The organism is Corynebacterium sp. HMSC067D03 (assembly GCF_001811185.1).
In the GTDB taxonomy this organism is placed as follows: Bacteria; Actinomycetota; Actinomycetes; order Mycobacteriales; family Mycobacteriaceae; genus Corynebacterium; species Corynebacterium coyleae.
Genome location: NZ_KV803820.1, coordinates 244,552 through 263,106 on the forward strand (window position 1 = coordinate 244,552; position 18,555 = coordinate 263,106).

General features: G+C 61.0%; 17 protein-coding genes and 1 riboswitch. Of the genes, 6 read left to right on the plus strand and 11 right to left on the minus strand.

What is annotated here, in order from left to right; translation table 11 throughout:
* Positions 1 to 5: 5 nt before the first annotated feature.
* The 8 genes from HMPREF2785_RS06890 to HMPREF2785_RS06930 form a co-directional block, all read right to left on the minus strand.
* Positions 6 to 1,034, minus strand: coding sequence for a C40 family peptidase (locus tag HMPREF2785_RS06890; RefSeq protein ID WP_070614593.1), 1,029 nt, complete (start codon positions 1,032 to 1,034; stop codon positions 6 to 8).
* Between the two features lie 194 nt (positions 1,035 to 1,228).
* Positions 1,229 to 1,975: a C40 family peptidase gene (locus tag HMPREF2785_RS06895; protein WP_070422172.1), complete on the minus strand. Its 747-nt coding sequence runs from the start codon at positions 1,973 to 1,975 to the stop codon at positions 1,229 to 1,231.
* Between the two features lie 14 nt (positions 1,976 to 1,989).
* Positions 1,990 to 2,132: riboswitch (cyclic di-AMP (ydaO/yuaA leader) on the minus strand.
* Between the two features lie 391 nt (positions 2,133 to 2,523).
* A complete protein-coding gene (locus HMPREF2785_RS06900; protein ID WP_070422171.1) occupies positions 2,524 to 4,146 on the minus strand; it encodes a cytochrome bc1 complex cytochrome b subunit in 1,623 nt (540 codons plus the stop codon).
* Positions 4,146 to 5,366: a cytochrome bc1 complex Rieske iron-sulfur subunit gene (locus HMPREF2785_RS06905; protein ID WP_070422170.1), complete on the minus strand. Its 1,221-nt coding sequence runs from the start codon at positions 5,364 to 5,366 to the stop codon at positions 4,146 to 4,148. The genes HMPREF2785_RS06900 and HMPREF2785_RS06905 overlap by 1 nt, the downstream gene beginning before the upstream one ends.
* Complete coding sequence (locus tag HMPREF2785_RS06910) at positions 5,363 to 6,211, minus strand: cytochrome bc1 complex diheme cytochrome c subunit (protein ID WP_070422169.1); 849 nt, start codon at positions 6,209 to 6,211, stop codon at positions 5,363 to 5,365. The genes HMPREF2785_RS06905 and HMPREF2785_RS06910 overlap by 4 nt, the downstream gene beginning before the upstream one ends.
* A gap of 62 nt (positions 6,212 to 6,273) precedes the next feature.
* The gene (locus HMPREF2785_RS06915) at positions 6,274 to 6,894 is read right to left on the minus strand and encodes an aa3-type cytochrome oxidase subunit III (RefSeq protein ID WP_180950032.1); all 621 of its coding nucleotides are present in this window, start codon (positions 6,892 to 6,894) and stop codon (positions 6,274 to 6,276) included.
* A 417-nt stretch (positions 6,895 to 7,311) separates the two neighbouring features.
* Positions 7,312 to 7,743: an aa3-type cytochrome oxidase subunit IV gene (locus tag HMPREF2785_RS06925; protein WP_070422166.1), complete on the minus strand. Its 432-nt coding sequence runs from the start codon at positions 7,741 to 7,743 to the stop codon at positions 7,312 to 7,314.
* 18 nt (positions 7,744 to 7,761) lie between these two features.
* Positions 7,762 to 8,856 carry an aa3-type cytochrome oxidase subunit II gene (locus HMPREF2785_RS06930; RefSeq protein ID WP_070614594.1) on the minus strand — a complete coding sequence of 365 codons (1,095 nt, stop codon included), beginning with the start codon at positions 8,854 to 8,856 and terminating at the stop codon, positions 7,762 to 7,764.
* Between the two features lie 405 nt (positions 8,857 to 9,261).
* Between HMPREF2785_RS06930 and asnB the strand changes: the two genes are divergently transcribed.
* Positions 9,262 to 11,184, plus strand: coding sequence for an asparagine synthase (glutamine-hydrolyzing) (gene asnB, locus HMPREF2785_RS06935; RefSeq protein WP_070614595.1), 1,923 nt, complete (start codon positions 9,262 to 9,264; stop codon positions 11,182 to 11,184).
* A gap of 74 nt (positions 11,185 to 11,258) precedes the next feature.
* Positions 11,259 to 12,245, plus strand: a complete 987-nt coding sequence (locus HMPREF2785_RS06940; RefSeq protein ID WP_070614596.1) for a S41 family peptidase — start codon at positions 11,259 to 11,261, stop codon at positions 12,243 to 12,245.
* Between the two features lie 72 nt (positions 12,246 to 12,317).
* Here the strand turns inward: HMPREF2785_RS06940 and HMPREF2785_RS06945 are convergent, their stop codons facing one another.
* Complete coding sequence (locus HMPREF2785_RS06945) at positions 12,318 to 12,662, minus strand: HesB/IscA family protein (protein WP_070422162.1); 345 nt, start codon at positions 12,660 to 12,662, stop codon at positions 12,318 to 12,320.
* A gap of 137 nt (positions 12,663 to 12,799) precedes the next feature.
* On the opposite strand from HMPREF2785_RS06945, the gene HMPREF2785_RS06950 reads away from it, so the two are divergent.
* Together HMPREF2785_RS06950 and HMPREF2785_RS06955 are read left to right on the plus strand one after the other, a co-directional pair.
* Positions 12,800 to 13,516, plus strand: coding sequence for a DUF3043 domain-containing protein (locus HMPREF2785_RS06950; RefSeq protein ID WP_070614597.1), 717 nt, complete (start codon positions 12,800 to 12,802; stop codon positions 13,514 to 13,516).
* A gap of 3 nt (positions 13,517 to 13,519) precedes the next feature.
* A complete protein-coding gene (locus HMPREF2785_RS06955; RefSeq protein WP_070614598.1) occupies positions 13,520 to 14,506 on the plus strand; it encodes a nicotinate-nucleotide--dimethylbenzimidazole phosphoribosyltransferase in 987 nt (328 codons plus the stop codon).
* Here HMPREF2785_RS06955 and HMPREF2785_RS06960 read toward each other — a convergent pair.
* A complete protein-coding gene (locus tag HMPREF2785_RS06960) occupies positions 14,503 to 15,609 on the minus strand; it encodes a branched-chain amino acid aminotransferase (RefSeq protein ID WP_070614599.1) in 1,107 nt (368 codons plus the stop codon). The two genes, HMPREF2785_RS06955 and HMPREF2785_RS06960, sit on opposite strands and share 4 nt — an antisense overlap.
* A 72-nt stretch (positions 15,610 to 15,681) precedes the next feature.
* Between HMPREF2785_RS06960 and HMPREF2785_RS06965 the strand changes: the two genes are divergently transcribed.
* Positions 15,682 to 17,166 carry a leucyl aminopeptidase gene (locus HMPREF2785_RS06965; RefSeq protein ID WP_070570121.1) on the plus strand — a complete coding sequence of 495 codons (1,485 nt, stop codon included), beginning with the start codon at positions 15,682 to 15,684 and terminating at the stop codon, positions 17,164 to 17,166.
* A gap of 160 nt (positions 17,167 to 17,326) precedes the next feature.
* Here HMPREF2785_RS06965 and HMPREF2785_RS06970 read toward each other — a convergent pair whose 3' ends face one another.
* Positions 17,327 to 17,722: an oxidoreductase gene (locus HMPREF2785_RS06970; RefSeq protein WP_070570230.1), complete on the minus strand. Its 396-nt coding sequence runs from the start codon at positions 17,720 to 17,722 to the stop codon at positions 17,327 to 17,329.
* A gap of 120 nt (positions 17,723 to 17,842) precedes the next feature.
* Between HMPREF2785_RS06970 and HMPREF2785_RS06975 the strand changes: the two genes are divergently transcribed.
* The coding region (locus HMPREF2785_RS06975; RefSeq protein WP_305764349.1) for a biotin/lipoyl-containing protein at positions 17,843 to 18,555 on the plus strand (713 nt) is incomplete at its 3' end.

Here is an 18,555-nt window from a genome sequence, read left to right on the forward strand (position 1 = left end):
TCGCGCTAGTAGCGCACAGCCCCCTGAATCGGCATGGAGTTCGCCGGCACTACCTGGATCGGAATGCCGTAGTCAGACGAGTGCACGACCATGCCGTTACCGATGTACATACCCACGTGAGTCACGCCCGGGTAGTAACCAATGATGTCACCCGGCTGCAACGCATCCAGTGACACCGGCGTGCCACCCGCAAGCTGCGCTTGGGAGGTACGCGGAATGCTAATGCCGTTCTGCCCATACGCCCACACCATCAAACCAGAGCAATCGAACGCATCCGGTCCAGCAGAGCCCCAGCCATATGGCTTACCCACTTGCGCCAACGCCGCACCAACGATTCCGGAGTCCACGCCCGGAAGCGAAGCGCCGCTGATCGGGTTGTCCTTATTGATCCAGCGCAGGCGATCGGCCTCGCTCAAGTTGTCTACGCGGTGTTCGATGTCACGAACCTTGTCATCCAGCTCTTCACGTTCACGCTCCAGCTTCTTACGCTGGGTCTCCAGCTCATTGCGCGCATGGCGTGCCTCTGCCACCGCAATATTGGCCGAGTTGGACTTCTCTGCCGCCACCCGGTTGGCATCCTCCAACTCGGTCAACGCACGCTGAGACTTGCGAGTGAGCGCCGCCAAATAAGCGGAACGGTCGATCGCCTCTTGCGGGTTGCCCGAATCCAGGGTGGTCAGGATCGCTTCAGATTTCGGGATACGGTAACGGGACTGCGCAATGTCACCGACATTCCTGCGATGCTCGTTACTTACCTCCTGAATAGCGGCAAGTTCTTGTTTCGCCTCTGCAGCGCGGCCATTGGCTTCCTCAACCTTGCGCTCTGAATCGGCGATTTTCTCTTCGAGTCCCTTAATTTCTTCCGACTTCGCAGTGGCGTCGTGGGAGATCTGCTCCATCTCATCGATGAGAGCATCGACATCATCGGCCTTCACAGGGGCCGCTACGCCGCCGGCGAGAATGGCGCCGACGAGCGCGGACACTGCGGTCTTCTGAGCAGAAGGACGACGAGACTGAAAAGAGTGCTTACCCACGACCAAAACCTTTTCGCAATACTTGTGAGAACACAAAAACTATAGCGACATCGGTCCCACCGTCCAAGCAAAAAACATGGCCACACAGCATATTGTGAATCAAGAGCACTGGTGTGACGCACGAGGTGTCAAGGTCCCCAAAACGCACGAAAGCCCCAACTCCAAACACAGAGTCGGGGCTTGAAAACGTGCCGTTAGAAGCGAACCACAGAGTGGATCGGCATGAGGTGCAGATCGCGGTAGCCCACCGGGATACCGGAGTTCAGCGCATCGATGATCTGGCCGTTGCCAACGTAGATGCCAACGTGGGATGCACCACCGTAGTAAACAACGATGTCACCCGGCTGGATGTTGCTCAGCGCAACCTGCTGGCCAGCAGCAGCCTGAGCCTGGGAGGTACGCGGGATGGACTTGCCAGCCTGAGCGTAAACCCAGGAGGTGAAACCGGAGCAGTCGAATGCGTTCGGGCCAGCTGCACCGTAAACGTACGGGGAACCAACCTTGGACTGCGCGATGGACACGACGCGCTCAGCGAAGGACGGCTGCGGGGCCGGAGCCGGCTGCGGCGCAGCGGCCGGTGCCGAGTAGTTGGTTGCGGCCTGAGCCGGCAGAACCTGCTTCTCGACGTTCGCGATGAAGGCGCTGAAGCCCGGAACGTTGTTCACGCCCGGCAGAGCCTTCACGCGAGCGATAGCAGCCTGAGCGTCGCCCGTAGCGGCTGCGCCCTTCAGCGACGGGATCCAGGCGTCAATGCCCGGGATTGCCGCTACGCCTGGAATGGTCTCAATACCCGGGACCTGTACTGCGATCGGCGAGTTGGGGACGCGGACCTCTGCTGCGGAGGCGGCGGCCGGCGCGATGAGCGCAGCGCCTGCTGCGAGAGCGGTGGTGGCCGCTGCTGCGCGGGCTGCGGTGTTGGTCTGGCGACGGTGCTTTGCCACTTTAGATTTTCTCCATATCTTCTCTTCGCCAACCGGGTTAGCTGTCGGGCGGGGTGTTGAGAAATGACCCTCGGTCCGAACGACCTACGCCCCACGGGAGCAGGTGCTCCACTCTGGTTCCCCGGTCCCCTTCGGCTTCGATCGGCTTTTCCGATCTCCACTTCAGAGTTACGGCTCATATGCTGTTTTCGATCCATGCTTCCAACGGCTGTTGTCGCAATGTCTCGAACAGGTTACGAAACGGCAACAAGAGTGTCCAGCCAACACGCCGTTACAGTTCCGTTATCAAAAGATTTGATGCGAAACTGTGTCGAAGTCTGCGTTTCTAAATGAAAACTAAGAACGGTCCAACAACCTCAAAACACGGCCATACGCTGCGCATTTATCCGCCAAACCAAGAAGCAAGTTGATATCCGCAAAGTTAAAGACAACCCAGTTAAAACGGATTGTGTGATCTTACTCACACTTGCTTGTTAACCTCATTGTTACAAAGAAAATCGCCCCGCACCACAGTGTGGTGCGGGGCGATTCACGCAACTACTTACATCCTAGCGAGGCGATACGTCGCGGTCGTCGCGATCCTTGTTGGCCTCGAGAGCACGCAGCGTCTCGACAGCCTCCTCGTGCTTCTGCTTCTCTGCATCGCGTACACGCTCAGACACGCCGATCTCGGCGGGCGAGAACTTACCGATGGTCTCAGAGTCAGCGAAGCCAAGCTGGTTCATCTGCTTCGGCACACGAGCACCTGCGTACTCGAGCGGAACCGGGTGACCATTCTCGTCCACTGGGCCAAGCGGCTGGTGGATCTCGATGAAGGCACCGTTCGGCAAACGCTTGATGATGCCGGTCTCGATACCGTGCTCCAGCACAGCGCGGTCGGAGCGCTGCAGGCCGATGCACAGACGGTAGGTGATGAAGAATGCCAGCGGCGGCAGAACAATGATGCCGATACGTCCCACCCAGGTCATCGCGTTCAGCGAGATCTGGAAGAAGTGAGCAACGTGGTCGTTACCACCGGAGATGGTCATCAGCAGGAAGAAGGTCAGACCCATCACGCCGATGCCGGTACGTACCGGAACGTCACGCGGACGCTGCAGCAAGTTGTGGTGTGCGTCGTCGCCGGTGACCTTCTTCTCGATAAAGGGGTAGGCGATGAGCAGCGCAACCATCAGACCACAGAGCAGTGCGACCCAGAATGCACCCGGGATGGTGTAGCTACCGATGTAGAGCTCCCAAGCCGGCATGACACGGGCGGCACCATCAGTCCACAGCATGTAGACGTCAGGCTGCGAACCAGCAGACACCTGCGACGGGTTGTACGGGCCGATGTTCCAAATACCGTTGATGGTGGTCAGACCAGCCATTGCCGCCAGCACTGCGAACACGATCATCATGTAGCCGATTGCGTGCGTTGCAAACACCGGCATGATGCGGACACCAACAACGTTGTTCTCGGTGCGACCCGGTCCCGGGAACTGGGTGTGCTTCTGGAACCACACGAGCAGCAGGTGAGCTGCGATCAGCGCCAGGATGATGCCCGGCAGGATCAGCACGTGCAGGATGTAGAAGCGGTCCAGCATCAGATCGGACGGGAAGTCGCCGCCGAAGATAGCCCAGTGCATCCAGGTGCCGATGATCGGCAGGCCCAGGATGATCGCGGACATAATGCGCAGACCAACACCGGAGAGCAGATCGTCCGGCAGGGAGTAGCCCATGAAGCCCTCAATCATGCCGAGGAGGACAAGGGTTACACCGATGAGCCAGTTTGCCTCACGCGGGCGACGGAACGCACCGGTGAAGAAGACACGCATCATGTGGGCGAACATTGCCATCATGAACATCAGTGCAGCCCAGTGGTGCATCTGACGAACAAACAGGCCACCGCGGACGTCAAAGGAAATGTCAAGCGCGGTTGCGTATGCACGGGACATTTCGACGCCGTTGAGCGGCAGGTATGCACCGTCGTAGATCACCTTGGTGATCGACGGGTCGAAGAACAAGGCCAGGTAGATACCAGTCAGCAGCAGGATGATGAAGCTGTAGAGCGCCATCTCGCCGAGCATGAAGGACCAGTGCGTCGGGAAGACCTTGTTGAGCTGCGGGCGCAGGACGCCCGCAACGGTAAAGCGGGAATCCGCATTGTTTGCGGCTTGTTGAAGTTTCGTACTCATTAGGACTGACGCTCCCAGAATGCCGGGCCGACGGGCTCAATGAAGTTCCCGTTGGCGATGAGGTAACCGTCTTCGTCAACCGTCACAGGAAGCTGCGGCAGTGCACGAGCGGCGGGACCGAAGATCGGCTTACCGTGCTGCAACGCATCGAACTGCGACTGGTGGCACGGGCACAGGATGCGGTTGGTCTGAGCCTCGTACAGCGAGGTCGGGCAACCAATGTGCGTGCAAATCTTGGAGTAGGCGTAGTAATCGCCGTAGTGGAAGTCTTCCTGACCCTCACGTTCGATGACGCGCTTCGCGTCCTCAGAACGCAGACGGATCAGCATGACAGCGTTGCGCGGACCGTGGATGGAGTGCATGTGGTTCTCATACACATCGCGCTTCGGGTCGTATTCCTTGCCGTCATTGACGTCCTCTGGGTAGAGCGGGAACACGGTCTCCATCGCAGCGGCGGCAAGGTCCTCCGGACGCATACGCACCAGGCGAGACACGCCGGCGGTGGTGTAGTGCGAGCCGACCTCACCCTTGTGAAGTTCTGCAATCGCACCGGTGTCGCGGCCGAGGTAAACCTTCACGCCTTGATCCTGGACGGTCCAGCCGTGGGTCCACAGGGTGCCGTCGCCGAAGTAGTTCAGCTCGTGGCGGACCTTCCACGGGTTCTTGATCATGCCGCCAAGCGGAGCGATGACCATCAGACCGGCGAGGACACCAGCGGTGCCGAGCAGACCCTTGAGCGCCTTGCGACGACCAAGCGTCGAGGTCTCCCAAGCATCGTTCAGCAGTGCGGTCGTAGTGCGACGATCCAGCTCGCTGGACGGGCCGTCGTGGCGACGCTGTACAGCGATCTCTTCAGGGACGAACTTCTTCACGTACTGGATGATTGCAACACCCAGGCCGAGAAAGGCCAGGCCTGCAGTCAGACCAAGCAGTGGCGTGTAGAAGGTGTAGATCCAGAGACCTTCGTCGCCGTGGAACTTCGGCTCCCACGGCCAGAACAGGTAAACACCGAGGAAAGCAATCGCGGCGAGAACCGAGATGGCCAACCAAATCTTGATGCCACGCTCAGAGGACTTCTCGCGAGGGTCACCCTCGACCGGGAAGCGCTCCTTACGGTAAGCAACCGTTACGTCGTCAAGCTCCGTGCCGAGAGCAGCGAGCTCCGCATTGCTCATGCGGTCAAGCTCTTCCTTCGTGTAATTCTTCTTCACATCACTCATGAGCGGGATCCAATCCACATAGCACCAGCGGCGACCAGCGAGATGCCGATCATCCACATCGCAATACCTTCAGAAACCGGGCCGAGGCCACCGAGGGACCAGCCACCCGGGGACGGGGTCTCCTTGGTCGACTTAATGAAGGCAATGATGTCCTTCTTCTCATCAGCGCTGAGCTGACGGTCAGAGAACTTCGGCATGTTCTGCGGACCAGTGAGCATCGCCTGGTAGATCTCCTGCTCGTTCGCAGGGTCGAGCACCGGGGCGTACTTACCAGAAGACAATGCGCCACCACGACCGGTGAAGTTGTGGCAGGAGGCGCAGTTCAAACGGAAGAGTTCGCCGCCACGTGCGACGTCTGCTTCCTGAACCTTGCCGTCGTAGTTCTTGCCGCGCAGCTCTTCCTTAGCCAGGGTGCCGTCCGGGTTGTACACGAGCTCCGGGCCACCACCGTTGGCTGCGACATATGCAGCCAAGGCGAGAGCCTGGTTCTCCGTGTAGCGCGGCTTCTTACGCTCAGCCTGCGCGTCGTTCGACATCATCGGCATACGGCCAGAGTTGACCTGGAAGTACACGGCGCCTTCGCCGGTACCGATCAGAGACGGACCACGGTCGGCAACGCCCTGCAGGTTCGCACCGTGGCAGGTGATGCAAGCGACGTCGTAGATTTCCTTACCCTCCTGGATAAGGGCCTGGTCGTCACGCTGGGCGGTGGCCACCTGTGCATTAGGGGCCAACGCCGATGCGAGAAGACCCGCGCCGGACAAGCCCAGCGTCAACGCAGCAGCACCTGCGAAGGTGCGCTGCGCCTTGCGTGCGCGACGCTTCTTGTTGGGTGAGTTTTCCATTTTGTTCCTTATTAACGAGTTTTCAGAACACGTCTGCAGCCCGGGTTATACCCAGGGCACGGCTACTGGACGAGGTACAGGGTGATGAACACGCCGATCCAAATGGCGTCGACGAAGTGCCAGTAGTACGAAACCACCATGGCAGCAGTTGCCTGTGCCGGGGTGAACTTCGACTTGGCTACTCGCATCAGCACAACGATGAACGCGATGATGCCTGCAGTCACGTGCGCCATGTGGAAACCGGTGATGATGTAGAACACCGATCCATAAACGCTGGACTGCGGGGTCACGCCGTGCATGACCATCTCGGTCCATTCGAATGCCACCAGACCGAGGAAGATGACGCCAAGCACAACGGTTACGGTGAACCACTTGCGCAAGCCGTATACGTCACCTCGTTCTGCAGCGAACACGCCGAACTGAGAGGTGAAAGAGGAACCAATCAGCACGACGGTAATGATTCCGCCGAAAAGGACGTTGAGGTGGTCCGTCTGGTTGCTCCAGTCACCTGCGGCGAGGCCGTTTGCACGCGATGTGAAGTACATCGCGAACAAGCCGGCAAAGAACATGAGCTCTTGGGCGAGGAACGCGATCGTGCCAACGCTGACCATGTTCGGCCGGTTCAGCGCCGGAAGACGATTCTGCGGAGTCGCCATATTTGGGTTAGTAGTTGCGGTCGTCACGCATGCGATTATCCCCTATTTCTTCCTGATATTCATCTCATTCACCCCCACGATTTCCCTGTGAGACAGGGGCCAACCAGCAGCATTTAAAAACATTTTGGTTGCAAAAATAATTTTTAGAAGTTCGGGAACTTTTTATAGCGTCTATCCGACGCACATCAACGCAGGTCATTGCGCCGCCATCCAAAGTCGCCGGCTCCCCCGCAGGATAGTTCCCCCAATTACTCGAGCAAATAGGAGTCGGACTGGAGTTCCAGATAGTTCCCAAGTGTGCCCGACATCACATTGTGGCACACCCCCGCTTCGTGCCTAAACTTTCGATTGATTGAAATCTCCTTAACAACAAAAGTGCCCCTTCCGATAACTCGGAAGGGGCATTGTCGTGGGCCGGGAAGGCCGCGACCCACTCTTTCTGCGTTAGTGCTTCTCGCGCGGAATGCCGTACTGCAGGTTCAGCTGGGCGGTAGCCCAGATCAGCATGACCGCACCAAAGGCGATTAGCCAGAACTGCCAGAAGGCAATGCCGAGGCCGAGGAACAGAATCGATGCAGACATCGTAAACGGCCAGATCGAGCCCGGCGAGAAGAAGCCCAGCACGCCAGCGCCGTCTTCAATCTCTGCCTCTTCCCAGTCTTCCGGGAGGACGTCAGAGCGGGACTCCGCAATGTGGAGGTAGCCGCCGAGCATGAAGCAGAGTGCGGTAGCAAGCACGAGGCCCACTGCGCCGATCCACTCAACACCGAAGAGGTATGCATCTTCGCCGATCCACGCCGTTGCGAGGATGTAGAACACTGCCATCAGGGCAAGAAATGTGCCAATGGCGTAGAAAACTTTTGAACCGGTTCCCATGGCTACGTTCTCTCTTTCTTAAACGGTCGCGTTCGGATCGACAGTGTTGACGCCGTCACGAGAACCCTCGCGCTCGGACACAAACGGACGGGTGCTGGTTGCGTACGGTGCTTCACCGATGGAGCGCAGTGCCTCGGAGTTCGGTGCCTCCGGGTTCTGGCGACGGAATTCGATGTACTGCTGGAACTTCTCGGGCGTGACTGCACGGATCTCGAAGTTCATCATTGCGTGGTAGGTACCGCACATCTCAGCACAGCGGCCGACGAATGCACCTTCCTTGTCGATGCGCTCAATCTGGAACTCACGCTGCTGCTGGTTCGACTCCGGGTGCGCGTAGACGTCGCGCTTGAAGAGGAACTCCGGAACCCAGAATGCGTGGTTCACGTCGCCAGATGCGAGACGGAACGCGATCGGGGTGTCGGTCGGCAGAACCAGGACCGGAACTTCCTCGGTGGAGCCAACGGTCTCGATCTCGTTGAAGTTGAGGTAGGACAGGTCGCCCATCGAGGTGCCGTGGATCGGGTTCGCGTTGTGCATGTCCTCGTCGTCGTACTTCGTTGCCTCTGCAAGAGCCTGGCGCTCAGCGTCAAGACCGTCGTAGTCGCGACCGTCTGCAGTCAGATCGCCTGCGACCTCTGCGTAGCCGAACTTCCAGTTCCACTGGTAGCCGGTGACGTCAACGGTAACCTTCGGATCCTTATCCAGGGCGGTCGTGCGGGTCTGTGCCTGAACCGTGAAGAAGAACAGGACCATAACGATGACGATCGGGAGGATCGTCAGACCGAGCTCGAGCGGCACGTTGTACTGCAGCTGCTTCGGGAATTCGCCAGCACCCTGCTTTTCGCGGGCCTTGTGGTTCCACCGAACGATGGACATGAGGAACAGACCCCACATAATGATGCCGATTGTCCAGGCCGCTACCCAGACCCAAACCCAGAAGTTGTACATCTGGGTGCCTTCAGGGGTGACCGGGTCCGGCCAGCCCATGTCGAGGATGCGCGCGACTGACTCCGGCGGTGCCACGTCACAGCCCGTCAGCGCAAAGCTTCCGAGGAGCAGCGAACCGGCGACGGCAGCCTTCTTGGCGAATCCGCGCTTAACTTCCTTTTCCACGTGTGTTTGCCTTCCTGTCCACACTAGAACCATCGAATGCACATGCCGATGGCAGAACATTCCTACGGAGCCAGAATAGTTCAAACAGATCGTCGCTACGGAATCTCTGCGAGCCTCATGCTTTTCGACGACCACCCCTCCGGACAAAACCACCTCTCCCCCGCAGATTAACCCGCAGTGCTGGGCGTTAGGTTCATGCGCAACGTCTTGCAAAGTTCAGTCGAAATCTTCGCCAATAACCCTCATCCATAAGTTGGCCCCCTTATGGGGCACCGCAAAAGATGGACACCCCGCGCCGCGTTCGGTTCACGAGTTCGCGCCTGAAAACTCTATTGTGGAATGCGTCATGACGGTGCCGCACGTTTTGAGGCGGCACACCTTATATATAGGAGAGGTTTCACAACGATGTGCGGTCTTGTTGCACTGTTGACTGCCCGCGGCGATGCCCCAATGTTTTCCGACGCGGTCGGTCGCTCGCTTTCCTGCATGTACCACCGCGGCCCCGATGCCGCCGGCACCTGGAACGACGATGACGCGGTTTTCGGCTTTAACCGCCTGGCGATTATCGATCTCGAGCACTCCCACCAGCCTTTGCGTTGGGGACCGGAGGATAACCCAGAGCGCTACGCACTGACGTTTAACGGCGAGATTTACAACTACGTCGAACTTCGCGAGGAACTCACCAAAGCTGGCTACACCTTCAACACTGCTGGTGATGGCGAGCCGATCGTGGTGGGCTACCACCACTGGGGCGCCAACGTGGTTGAGCATCTGCGCGGCATGTTCGCCTTTGTTATCTGGGACACTGAGACCAAGACGATGTTTGCAGCGCGCGACCAGTTCGGCATCAAGCCATTGTTCTATGCGACGACCGACAAGGGCACCGTTTTTGCCTCCGAGAAGAAGTCGATCCTGGAGATGGCCGACGAGCTAGGTCTAGGCCTCGACCTTGATCGCCGTGCAATCGAGCATTATGTGGACCTGCAATACGTCCCGGAGCCGGAGAGCCTGCACCGTGAGATTCGTCGCGTGGAATCTGGCTGCACCGTCACCATTAAACCGGGTGGCGAGGTCCACTCGGACCGATACTTCAAGCCACACTTCAATTCCCAGCCCGTGCCAAAGGGCAAGGAGCAGGACCTGTACGACAGGATTGCCCGGGCGTTGGAGGACTCCGTCGAAAAGCATATGCGCGCGGATGTGACTGTCGGTTCCTTCTTGTCTGGCGGCATCGACTCGACGGCGATCGCTGCCCTGGCGAAGCGCCACAACCCGAACCTGCTCACCTTTACCACTGGATTTGAGCGCGAGGGCTACTCCGAGGTGGACGTCGCTGCAGAGTCGGCGGAGGCGATTGGTGTGGAGCACATCGTGAAGATTGTCTCCCCGGAGGAGTACGCTGACGCGATTCCGAAGATCATGTGGTACCTCGACGATCCGGTCGCTGACCCTTCCCTGGTACCACTGTTCTTCGTGGCACAGGAGGCGCGCAAGCACGTCAAGGTTGTGCTGTCCGGTGAGGGCGCGGATGAGCTATTTGGCGGCTACACCATTTACAAGGAACCGCTGTCGCTCGCGCCGTTTGAGAAGCTGCCGAGCGCGCTGAACAAAGGACTCAACCGCCTCAGCCGTGTGCTCCCGGAGGGCATGAAGGGCAAGAGCCTGCTCGAGCGAGGCACTACCCCGATGGAGGACCGCTACTACGGCAACGCTCGCTCGTTTAACTTCGAGCAACTCCAGCGCGTTCTGCCATGGGCGAAGCGCGAGTGGGACCACCGCGAGGTCACGGCACCGATCTACGCTGCCTCGACGCAGATGGATCCGGTGGCACGTATGCAGAACCTGGACCTGTTCACCTGGATGCGCGGCGACATTCTGGTCAAGGCCGACAAGATGAACATGGCGAACTCCCTGGAGCTGCGCGTTCCGTTCCTGGACAAGGAAGTCTTCGAGGTCGCGCAAACGATCCCGTACGACCAGAAGATTGCCAACGGCACCACGAAGTACGCGCTGCGAAAGGCGATGGAGCAGATCGTCCCGCCGCACGTGCTGCACCGCAAGAAGTTGGGCTTCCCGGTGCCGATGCGCCACTGGCTGGCGGGCGACGAGCTCTTCGGCTGGGCGCAGGACACGATCCGCGAGTCGCAGACCGACGACATCTTCGCCAAAGACCAAGTCCTGGAGATGCTCAAGGAGCACCGCGACGGCGTGTCCGACCACTCGCGCCGTCTGTGGACGGTGCTGGCGTTCATGGTCTGGCACGGCATTTTCGTGGAAAACCGCATCGACCCCCAGATCGAGCACAAGGACTACCCGGTTGAGCTGTAGGTAGTGCCAGCACTACCCCAGTTGGGCAGCCGTCTGTATTGCCGGGCTGCCCGTGCGCCGGTTGAATGTGGTGTATGTCAACCGCAAAGAAAGTACTCACCACCATCGCCGCGGTGTTCGGCGTCCTGTTGATCGCCGCCGGCGCCGTCGCTTATGTGTACGGGCCGACTGTGACGGCGATGTTCACCGGCACTGCCAAGTTCATGGGCACCGATACGCCGAAGCGCTACGCCGCGACGGTGCTCGACCTGGCAGAACAGGGCATTTACGCGGACTCCCCCGAGTTTGCCGAGGCTAGTGACAAGGCACGCGAGGCCGCGAAACAGGCGGATTCGCTCGACGAGATCCGTCCGGCGCTCAACGACGCGGTCCAGGCTGCTGGCGGCAAGCACTCGAAACTTATCGACCCGAACGTCGAGCAGGAATACGCCGAGATGGAATCCACACGTGCGGCCGTCGAACGCAACGGGAACGTAGCGTGGGCAACGGTGCCGGGCGTCAGCCGCCACGACGATATCCAGTCCTACGCCGACACGCTCACATCCGGCCTAGTGCAAGCGCGCGACAACGGCGCCTGTGGCGTGGTTGTGGATCTGCGCGGCAACGACGGCGGCGACATGGGCCCGATGGTCGCCGGCCTGTCCCCTGTGCTGCCCGACGGCACGGTGCTCGAGTTCGTCTCGGCAGGCGGTTCGTCGCCGGTGACGGTAAGCGGCAACGCTGTCAGCGGTGGCGGCAGCCCCGTAGAAACCTCCGGCGGCAAATGGGACGGCGTGCCAGTCGCAGTGCTTGTCGACGACCTCACCGCCTCGTCCGGCGAAGCCACCATGCTGGCCTTCCGCGGCCTGGATCAGTCGCGTAGTTTCGGCACCCCCACCGCCGGATACGCCTCGGCGAACACCGTCTACGACTTCCCGGACGGCAGCAGCCTAATGCTGACCATCGCGAAGGATAAGGCCCGCACCGGCGAAACGTTTGCGGAAGACCCGATCGAACCCGATGTTCAAGGTGGCCAGGAGCAGGCGCTGCAGTGGCTCCGGGACGAACACAACTGCTCGTAGCCGCACTGCAGCACAGAAAAATCCCCGTACTGGCGTGATGGCCGGTACGGAGATTCGTCGATAAGCAGCGGCTTAGTTGAAGCTATCGCCACAAGCGCAAGCGGAACCTGCGTTCGGGTTGTCGATGGTAAAGCCCTGCTGCTCAATGGTGTCGGCGAAATCGATCGTCGCGCCCATGAGGTACGGCACGCTCATCTTGTCCACGACAAGACGCACGCCGCCAACCTCATCGGCCTTGTCGCCGTCCAGGTCGCGGTCGTCGAAGTAGAGCTGGTAGCGCAGACCAGCGCAGCCACCAGGCTGAACGGCGATACGCAGGGACAGGTCGTTGCGCCCCTCCTGGTCAAGCAGGGCCTTTGCCTTCGCCGCCGCTGCCTCGGTGAGGTTCACGCCAGTTGCGGAAGTAGGTGCAGTCATTGGGTACTCCTTCGTGCTACGCGTTCGAGTGGCGCCCATGCTACGCGCGCCCCTTCATAGCCGGTGTAACGGTTCTCCCCCGCAATCTATTCCCACTGGTTACAGGAATGTCGCGGTGGCCTTGTAGCCTAGGTGGCGTGAAACTACCCTGGCAAAAATCCGAGCAGACCGCTGAGGCTGGTTCGACCAAGGCCGAACTGCCCCAGACCGACAACGCGCCCGCGGCAGACACCCCAGAGGCCTCAGAGCAGAAGCTTCCGAAGGGCTACACCCCGCCGAAGGGCAAGCCGACGCCGAAGCGACTTGATCAGGAGATCAAGCGCGGTGTTGTGCGCGACCCGAATGCGGCCACCCCGGCGCAGATTCGTCAGCGTGAAAAAGAGCTGAAGAAGTCCATGACCAAAGAGGAGTGGAAGGCGCACAAGAAGGAGGTGCGCGAGCAGAACCGGGCCCGTAACCGCGAGATGCAGGCCAAGATCGACTCGGGCGACGAGCGCTACCTCATGGAGCGCGACAAGGGCGAGGAGCGTCGCTTCATCCGTGACTGGGTGGACTCGCAGCGCTTCTTCAACAACTACGTCATGCCGATGGCGCTGGTGCTGCTAATCGTGATGTTGATCGGCACGTGGCTGCCTCGCGTCGCGGCGGCATTGTCTTTGGTGAGCCTGTTGTTTATCGTCACCATCTTCATCGAGGGCATCATCATCGGCATCCGCGCCAACCGTGCGGTCCGTGCAAAGTTCCCAGAGGCGAACACTGGTTTCAGCCTGGGTATGTACGCGTTCTCCCGCGCTACTCAGCCGCGTAACTGGCGCTCCCCCAAGCCACGGGTGGCGTTGGGCGCGAAGGTATAGCCCATGCAGTTTCCCCCGGTTGAGCCGCCGAAACGCGCGCATGCCCGTGCGGTGGCGGATGCGTTGGCAGGTGGCACGAGTGGCGTTGCCCTTGGAAGGCTGGGGGCGATCGGTGCGTGGGTTGCCTCCGTACAAGGCCGTGACGTGCCCACACCGTTTCTGCGCCCGCGTGCCGTGATCGTCGCTGGCAATCACGGCATTGCTACGCGAGGTTTGTCGGCGTGGACATCGGATGCCGGCGCCGCTCAGGTTGAGCAGCTGCGCGCCGGTGTCGGCCCTGCCTCCACGACGGCGCGGGTTGCGGGAGCGAGCATCAGGCTTATCGACGACTACCTGGACACCCCCACCGGCGCCATCGACGTGGGACCCGCCGTGTCGCAAGACGTGTGGGATGCGGCGTTGGCTGCGGGTGCAGAGATCGCCGATAGTGAAATCGACGGCGGTGCTGACCTGCTGATCCCCGGAGACATCGGCGTTGGCAACACCACCGTCGCCGCGGCGGTGTACGGCACGTTTACGCGCACTGAGCCCGCAAAGGCGATCGGGCGTGGCTCCGGCATCAACGATGAGGTCTGGAAGATCAAGGTCGCCGCTATTCGCGACGCGATGTTCCGCGTGCGCTGGTTCCGCGACGACACCGAACGCGTCTGCGCCGAACTCACCGGACCGGATTTCGCCTGCCTGGTCGGCTTCATCGCCCAGGCCGCCGCGCGCCGCACGCCGTTGCTTATCGACGGCGTCTACCCCGCCGTCGCCGCATACGTCGCCGAACGCCTCGCACCCGGTACCAAGGATTGGCTGCTTGCAGCACAGCAGGCGAACGAGCCAGCGCAGGCAGGCTGTTTCGAAGCGCTCGGGCTTCGACCGCTGCAGAGCCTGGATATGAAAACGGGCCAGGGCGCTGGGGCCCTGGCCGCGTTGCCGCAATTAAATCTGGCGGCGGAGATGGTCGGCGAGGTGCTCGCCGGAGGGTCGTCGATAAGCGACTAGCCCTCGACGAGCGTGAGGTTCCAACCGTGGGTGTCCTCGACCTCGCCGGTCTGGATGCCGCGCAGACGATCGCGCATTGCCAGGGTGATCTCGCCGGCTTCATTGTTGTTCACCGTAAACTCGCCCTCGTTGCTGAGCACGCGACCAACCGGGGTGATCACGGCCGCGGTGCCGCACGCCATGGTCTCGGAGATCGTGCCGTCCTCGGCACCCGCACGCCACTGATCGACGGTGATCTTGCGTTCCTCGCTGGTGTAGCCCAGGTCTTCTGCGACCTGCAGCAGCGACTTACGCGTAATACCCGGCAGGAGCGAACCGGACAGGGACGGGGTGATGATCTTCGCGTCCTTGCCGGAACCCTCGACGAACATGAGGTTCATGCCACCCATTTCCTCGATGTATTTACGCTCAATCGCGTCCAGCCACACAACCTGGTCGCAGCCCTTATCCGCAGCCTGCTGCTGCGCAAGCAGGGACGCCGCGTAGTTGCCGGCGAACTTCGCATCGCCGGTGCCACCAGGTGCTGCACGGACGTAGTCCTCGGAGATCCACACGCTGACCGGCTTGACGCCACCCTTGAAGTAGGCGCCTGCCGGGGAGGCGATGATGTAGAAGGAGTACGACGACGACGGCTTCACACCCAGGGTCTTCTCCGTGCCGATCATGAATGGACGCAGGTACAGCGACGCCTCGCCGCCAGCTTCAGGTACCCACTTCTGGTCGATGGTGACCAACTGGCGCACGGCCTCCAGGAAGTCCTCATCCGGCAGTTCCGGCATTGCCATACGACGCGCGGAGCTGCGCATACGCTCAGCGTTTTGCTCCGGACGGAACGCGGTGATGCGCCCATCGGTGTGGCGGTACGCCTTCAGGCCCTCGAAGATCGCCTGGCCGTAGTGGAAGACGTTGGCGGCCGGGTCGAGCGCGATCGGTTCGTACGCGCGCACCTGGGCGTTGTGCCAGCCTTTGTCTTCGGTCCAGTCGATGGAAACCATGTGGTCGGTGAACTCCTGGCCGAACGCCGGGTTAGCGAGGATCTTTTCACGCTCAGCATCGGTTGCGGGGTGGTCTGACGGGGTAACTGCGAATTCGAGGTTAGACATGTGGCCCACGTTACTCCGTGGCTATGTACCCTCGGGAGGCAATCCTGTTCAATTGTCAGAAAGGTGTTGTTTATGTCGTTCGATGTCACACTTCCTGCCCGCGGTACGACGGTGCGCGCGGTTGCCGGTTCTGCCGCCCCTGAGGGCGCTGTGCTGCTGGTTCCGGTCGCACAGGGCGAAGACGGAGTCGAACTTCCTGTCACCCAACTTGCCCCGAAGGGCCTGCTTGAAGCCCTCGTTGCGGTCGGCGCGAAGGGTACGGCTAACGAGGTCACCCGCGTTGTCGTCGACGGCACGCTGGTCATCGCGTACGGCCTCGGCGACGCGAACGACATTGACGACGAAGCCGTGCGCCGCGCCGTCGGCGCCGCCACCCGCACCCTCAATGGGGTGGAAAAGGCAGCTATCTCCGCCGAGTTCGGCGTCCAGCCGGTCGTCGAGGGCCTCCTGCTCGGCGGCTACGTTTACAACGGTCTGAAGTCCACCGCCAACACGCTTGACGACGACAACACCGACGCCGAACTCCCCCAGACCACCGAAGTCACCGTGGTCGGCGCAGACGAGAAGGCGTTCGAGCAGGCCGTCATCGTCGCCGAGTCGGTCAACCTGGCCCGCGACCTGGTCAACACCCCGTCAAACTTCCTCTACCCCGAGTCCTACGCCGCTGTCATGGGCGAGGTTGCTTCGGCGGCCGGCCTGGACATCGAGGTGCTCGACGACAAGGCGCTTGAAGATCAAGGCTTCGGCGGCATCCTCTCCGTCGGTCGCGGCTCCGCACGTACCCCGCGCCTGGTCCACCTGACGTGGGCGCCGTCCGGGGCGACGAAGAAGGTCGCGCTTGTGGGCAAGGGCATCACCTTCGACACTGGTGGCATCTCGCTGAAGCCGGGCTCCGGCATGGAGGACATGATCTCCGACATGGGCGGCTCCGCAGCACAGCTCGGCGTCATCGCCGCTGCCGCCCGCCTTGAGCTGCCAGTGCGTATCGACGCCTGGCTGCCCCTGGCCGAGAACATGCCCTCCGGCACCGCCACCCGCCCGGGCGACGTGATCACCCACTACGGCGGCATCACCAGCGAGGTCATCAACACCGACGCCGAAGGCCGCCTCGTCCTTGCCGACGCCATCGCCCGCGCCTGCGAGGACAACCCCGATTACCTCATCGAAACCGCAACCCTCACCGGCGCACAGCTGGTCGCCCTGGGCAACCGCACCTCCGGCGTGATGGGGTCCGACGACCTGCGCGACCTCATCGCCGAGACAGGCCGTGCCGTCGGTGAGCAGGCTTGGGCTATGCCGCTTCTCGAGGAGCAGGAAGACGAGCTGAAGTCCCCCATCGCTGACATCCGCAACACCCACAACGCCCGCACCGGCGGCATGCTCTTCGCTGGCCTCTACCTCTCCCGCTTCGTGCCGGAGAACGTCGAGTGGGCTCACATCGACATCGCCGGTCCGGCCTGGAACGGCGGCGGCGCCTGGGGCTACACCCCGAAGCGCGCAACCGGCGCCCCGGTCCGCACAATCCTCGAGGCGCTCAACCGCCTGGCTGCGAAGTAGGCGTTTGAGGCAATACGGCCACTATGCCGCTGCATAGTCCTGCTAGGCCTCCCCACCTAAACGGCACACCGTACACGGTACATTTCGCTATTTTTCGGTGAAATGTACCGTCTTTGATGTGCCGTTTAGCCGTATGGGCCGGGCGGGGGGCACCAGCCGTCTAGCTGTACGGGTTTTCGCCGCGCTCGAACCGGGCGCGGCGTTCTTTTTGTTCCTCACGCTTGCGCAGAATGCGTTCTTGCTCCATTTTCTTGCGCATGCGGTCGGGATAACCGGTCTCTTCGACGTCGTAAAGCAAGATGCCCAGCATTTTGGAGACGGCGTCGATGCCCTTGGGGCCGCCGATGCGGCGTCGGGTGTAGTTGCCGTGCTCGTCGACAAGAACAACGGACATCTCGTTGACCATGGTTTCTGGCTCGACAAAGCCTTCCACGAACGTGCGGCCGGCGACCCAATCGCGCAAGTATTGTGCGTCGTCGGGGCGGATTGTCTCGCCCGGTGCCCGTGGCGGTTTGAACGTCGTGGACTTCTTGCCTTTGCCGAACAGGTTGAACACGCCCCACATCATACGGGCCTGTCTAAGCAATTAGGTCACCCCTTGGGCAACGAACGTGTGTGGATGCAGGTACGCTTTGTGCCGTATAGCTTCCAACGTTTCAATGAGGAGACTTTAAACATGGCGCACTCTGTTGAGATGCCCGAGCTGGGCGAGTCAGTCACCGAAGGCACGATCACTACGTGGCTGAAGGAAGTCGGCGACACGGTTGAGGTCGACGAGCCGCTGCTCGAGGTCTCCACTGACAAGGTCGACACCGAGATCCCCTCCCCTGTCGCTGGTGTGATCCTGGAGATCAAGGCTGAGGAGGACGACACCGTCGAGATCGGCGACGTCATCGCGATTATTGGCGACGAGGGCGAAACCCCGGCCGGCGACGACAAGTCCGACGACTCCGCCGACGCCAAGGAAGAGGCGAAGGACGAAGAGCCGGCTGAGGAGCCGAAGGAAGAGAAGAAGGCTGCTCCGAAGCAGGCTTCCGGTTCCGCTACCGATGTTGAGATGCCGGAGCTCGGTGAGTCCGTCACTGAGGGCACCATCACTACGTGGCTGAAGGAAGTCGGCGACGAGGTTGAGGTCGACGAGCCGCTGCTCGAGGTCTCCACTGACAAGGTCGACACTGAAATCCCGTCCCCGGTTGCTGGCACCCTGATCGAGGTCCTGGCGCAGGAAGACGACACCGTTGAGGTCGGCGATGTTATCGCCCGTATCGGTGACGCTAACGCTGCTGCTTCCTCCGACGACGCCGACGAGGCTGAGGCTGAGACTGAGGCCGAGGCTGAAGAGGCACCGGCTAAGGAAGAGGAGCCGAAGGAAGAGAAGAAGGCTGCTCC

Coding starts and splice junctions, on each gene's coding strand:
- HMPREF2785_RS06900 (WP_070422171.1), bottom strand. CDS start 4,146: ATGAGTACGAAACTTCAACAAGCCGCAAACAATGCGGATTCCCGCTTT.
- HMPREF2785_RS06905 (WP_070422170.1), bottom strand. CDS start 5,366: ATGAGTGATGTGAAGAAGAATTACACGAAGGAAGAGCTTGACCGCATG.
- HMPREF2785_RS06910 (WP_070422169.1), bottom strand. CDS start 6,211: ATGGAAAACTCACCCAACAAGAAGCGTCGCGCACGCAAGGCGCAGCGC.
- HMPREF2785_RS06925 (WP_070422166.1), bottom strand. CDS start 7,743: ATGGGAACCGGTTCAAAAGTTTTCTACGCCATTGGCACATTTCTTGCC.
- asnB (WP_070614595.1), top strand. CDS start 9,262: ATGTGCGGTCTTGTTGCACTGTTGACTGCCCGCGGCGATGCCCCAATG.
- HMPREF2785_RS06940 (WP_070614596.1), top strand. CDS start 11,259: ATGTCAACCGCAAAGAAAGTACTCACCACCATCGCCGCGGTGTTCGGC.
- HMPREF2785_RS06945 (WP_070422162.1), bottom strand. CDS start 12,662: ATGACTGCACCTACTTCCGCAACTGGCGTGAACCTCACCGAGGCAGCG.
- HMPREF2785_RS06955 (WP_070614598.1), top strand. CDS start 13,520: ATGCAGTTTCCCCCGGTTGAGCCGCCGAAACGCGCGCATGCCCGTGCG.
- HMPREF2785_RS06960 (WP_070614599.1), bottom strand. CDS start 15,609: ATGTCTAACCTCGAATTCGCAGTTACCCCGTCAGACCACCCCGCAACC.
- HMPREF2785_RS06965 (WP_070570121.1), top strand. CDS start 15,682: ATGTCGTTCGATGTCACACTTCCTGCCCGCGGTACGACGGTGCGCGCG.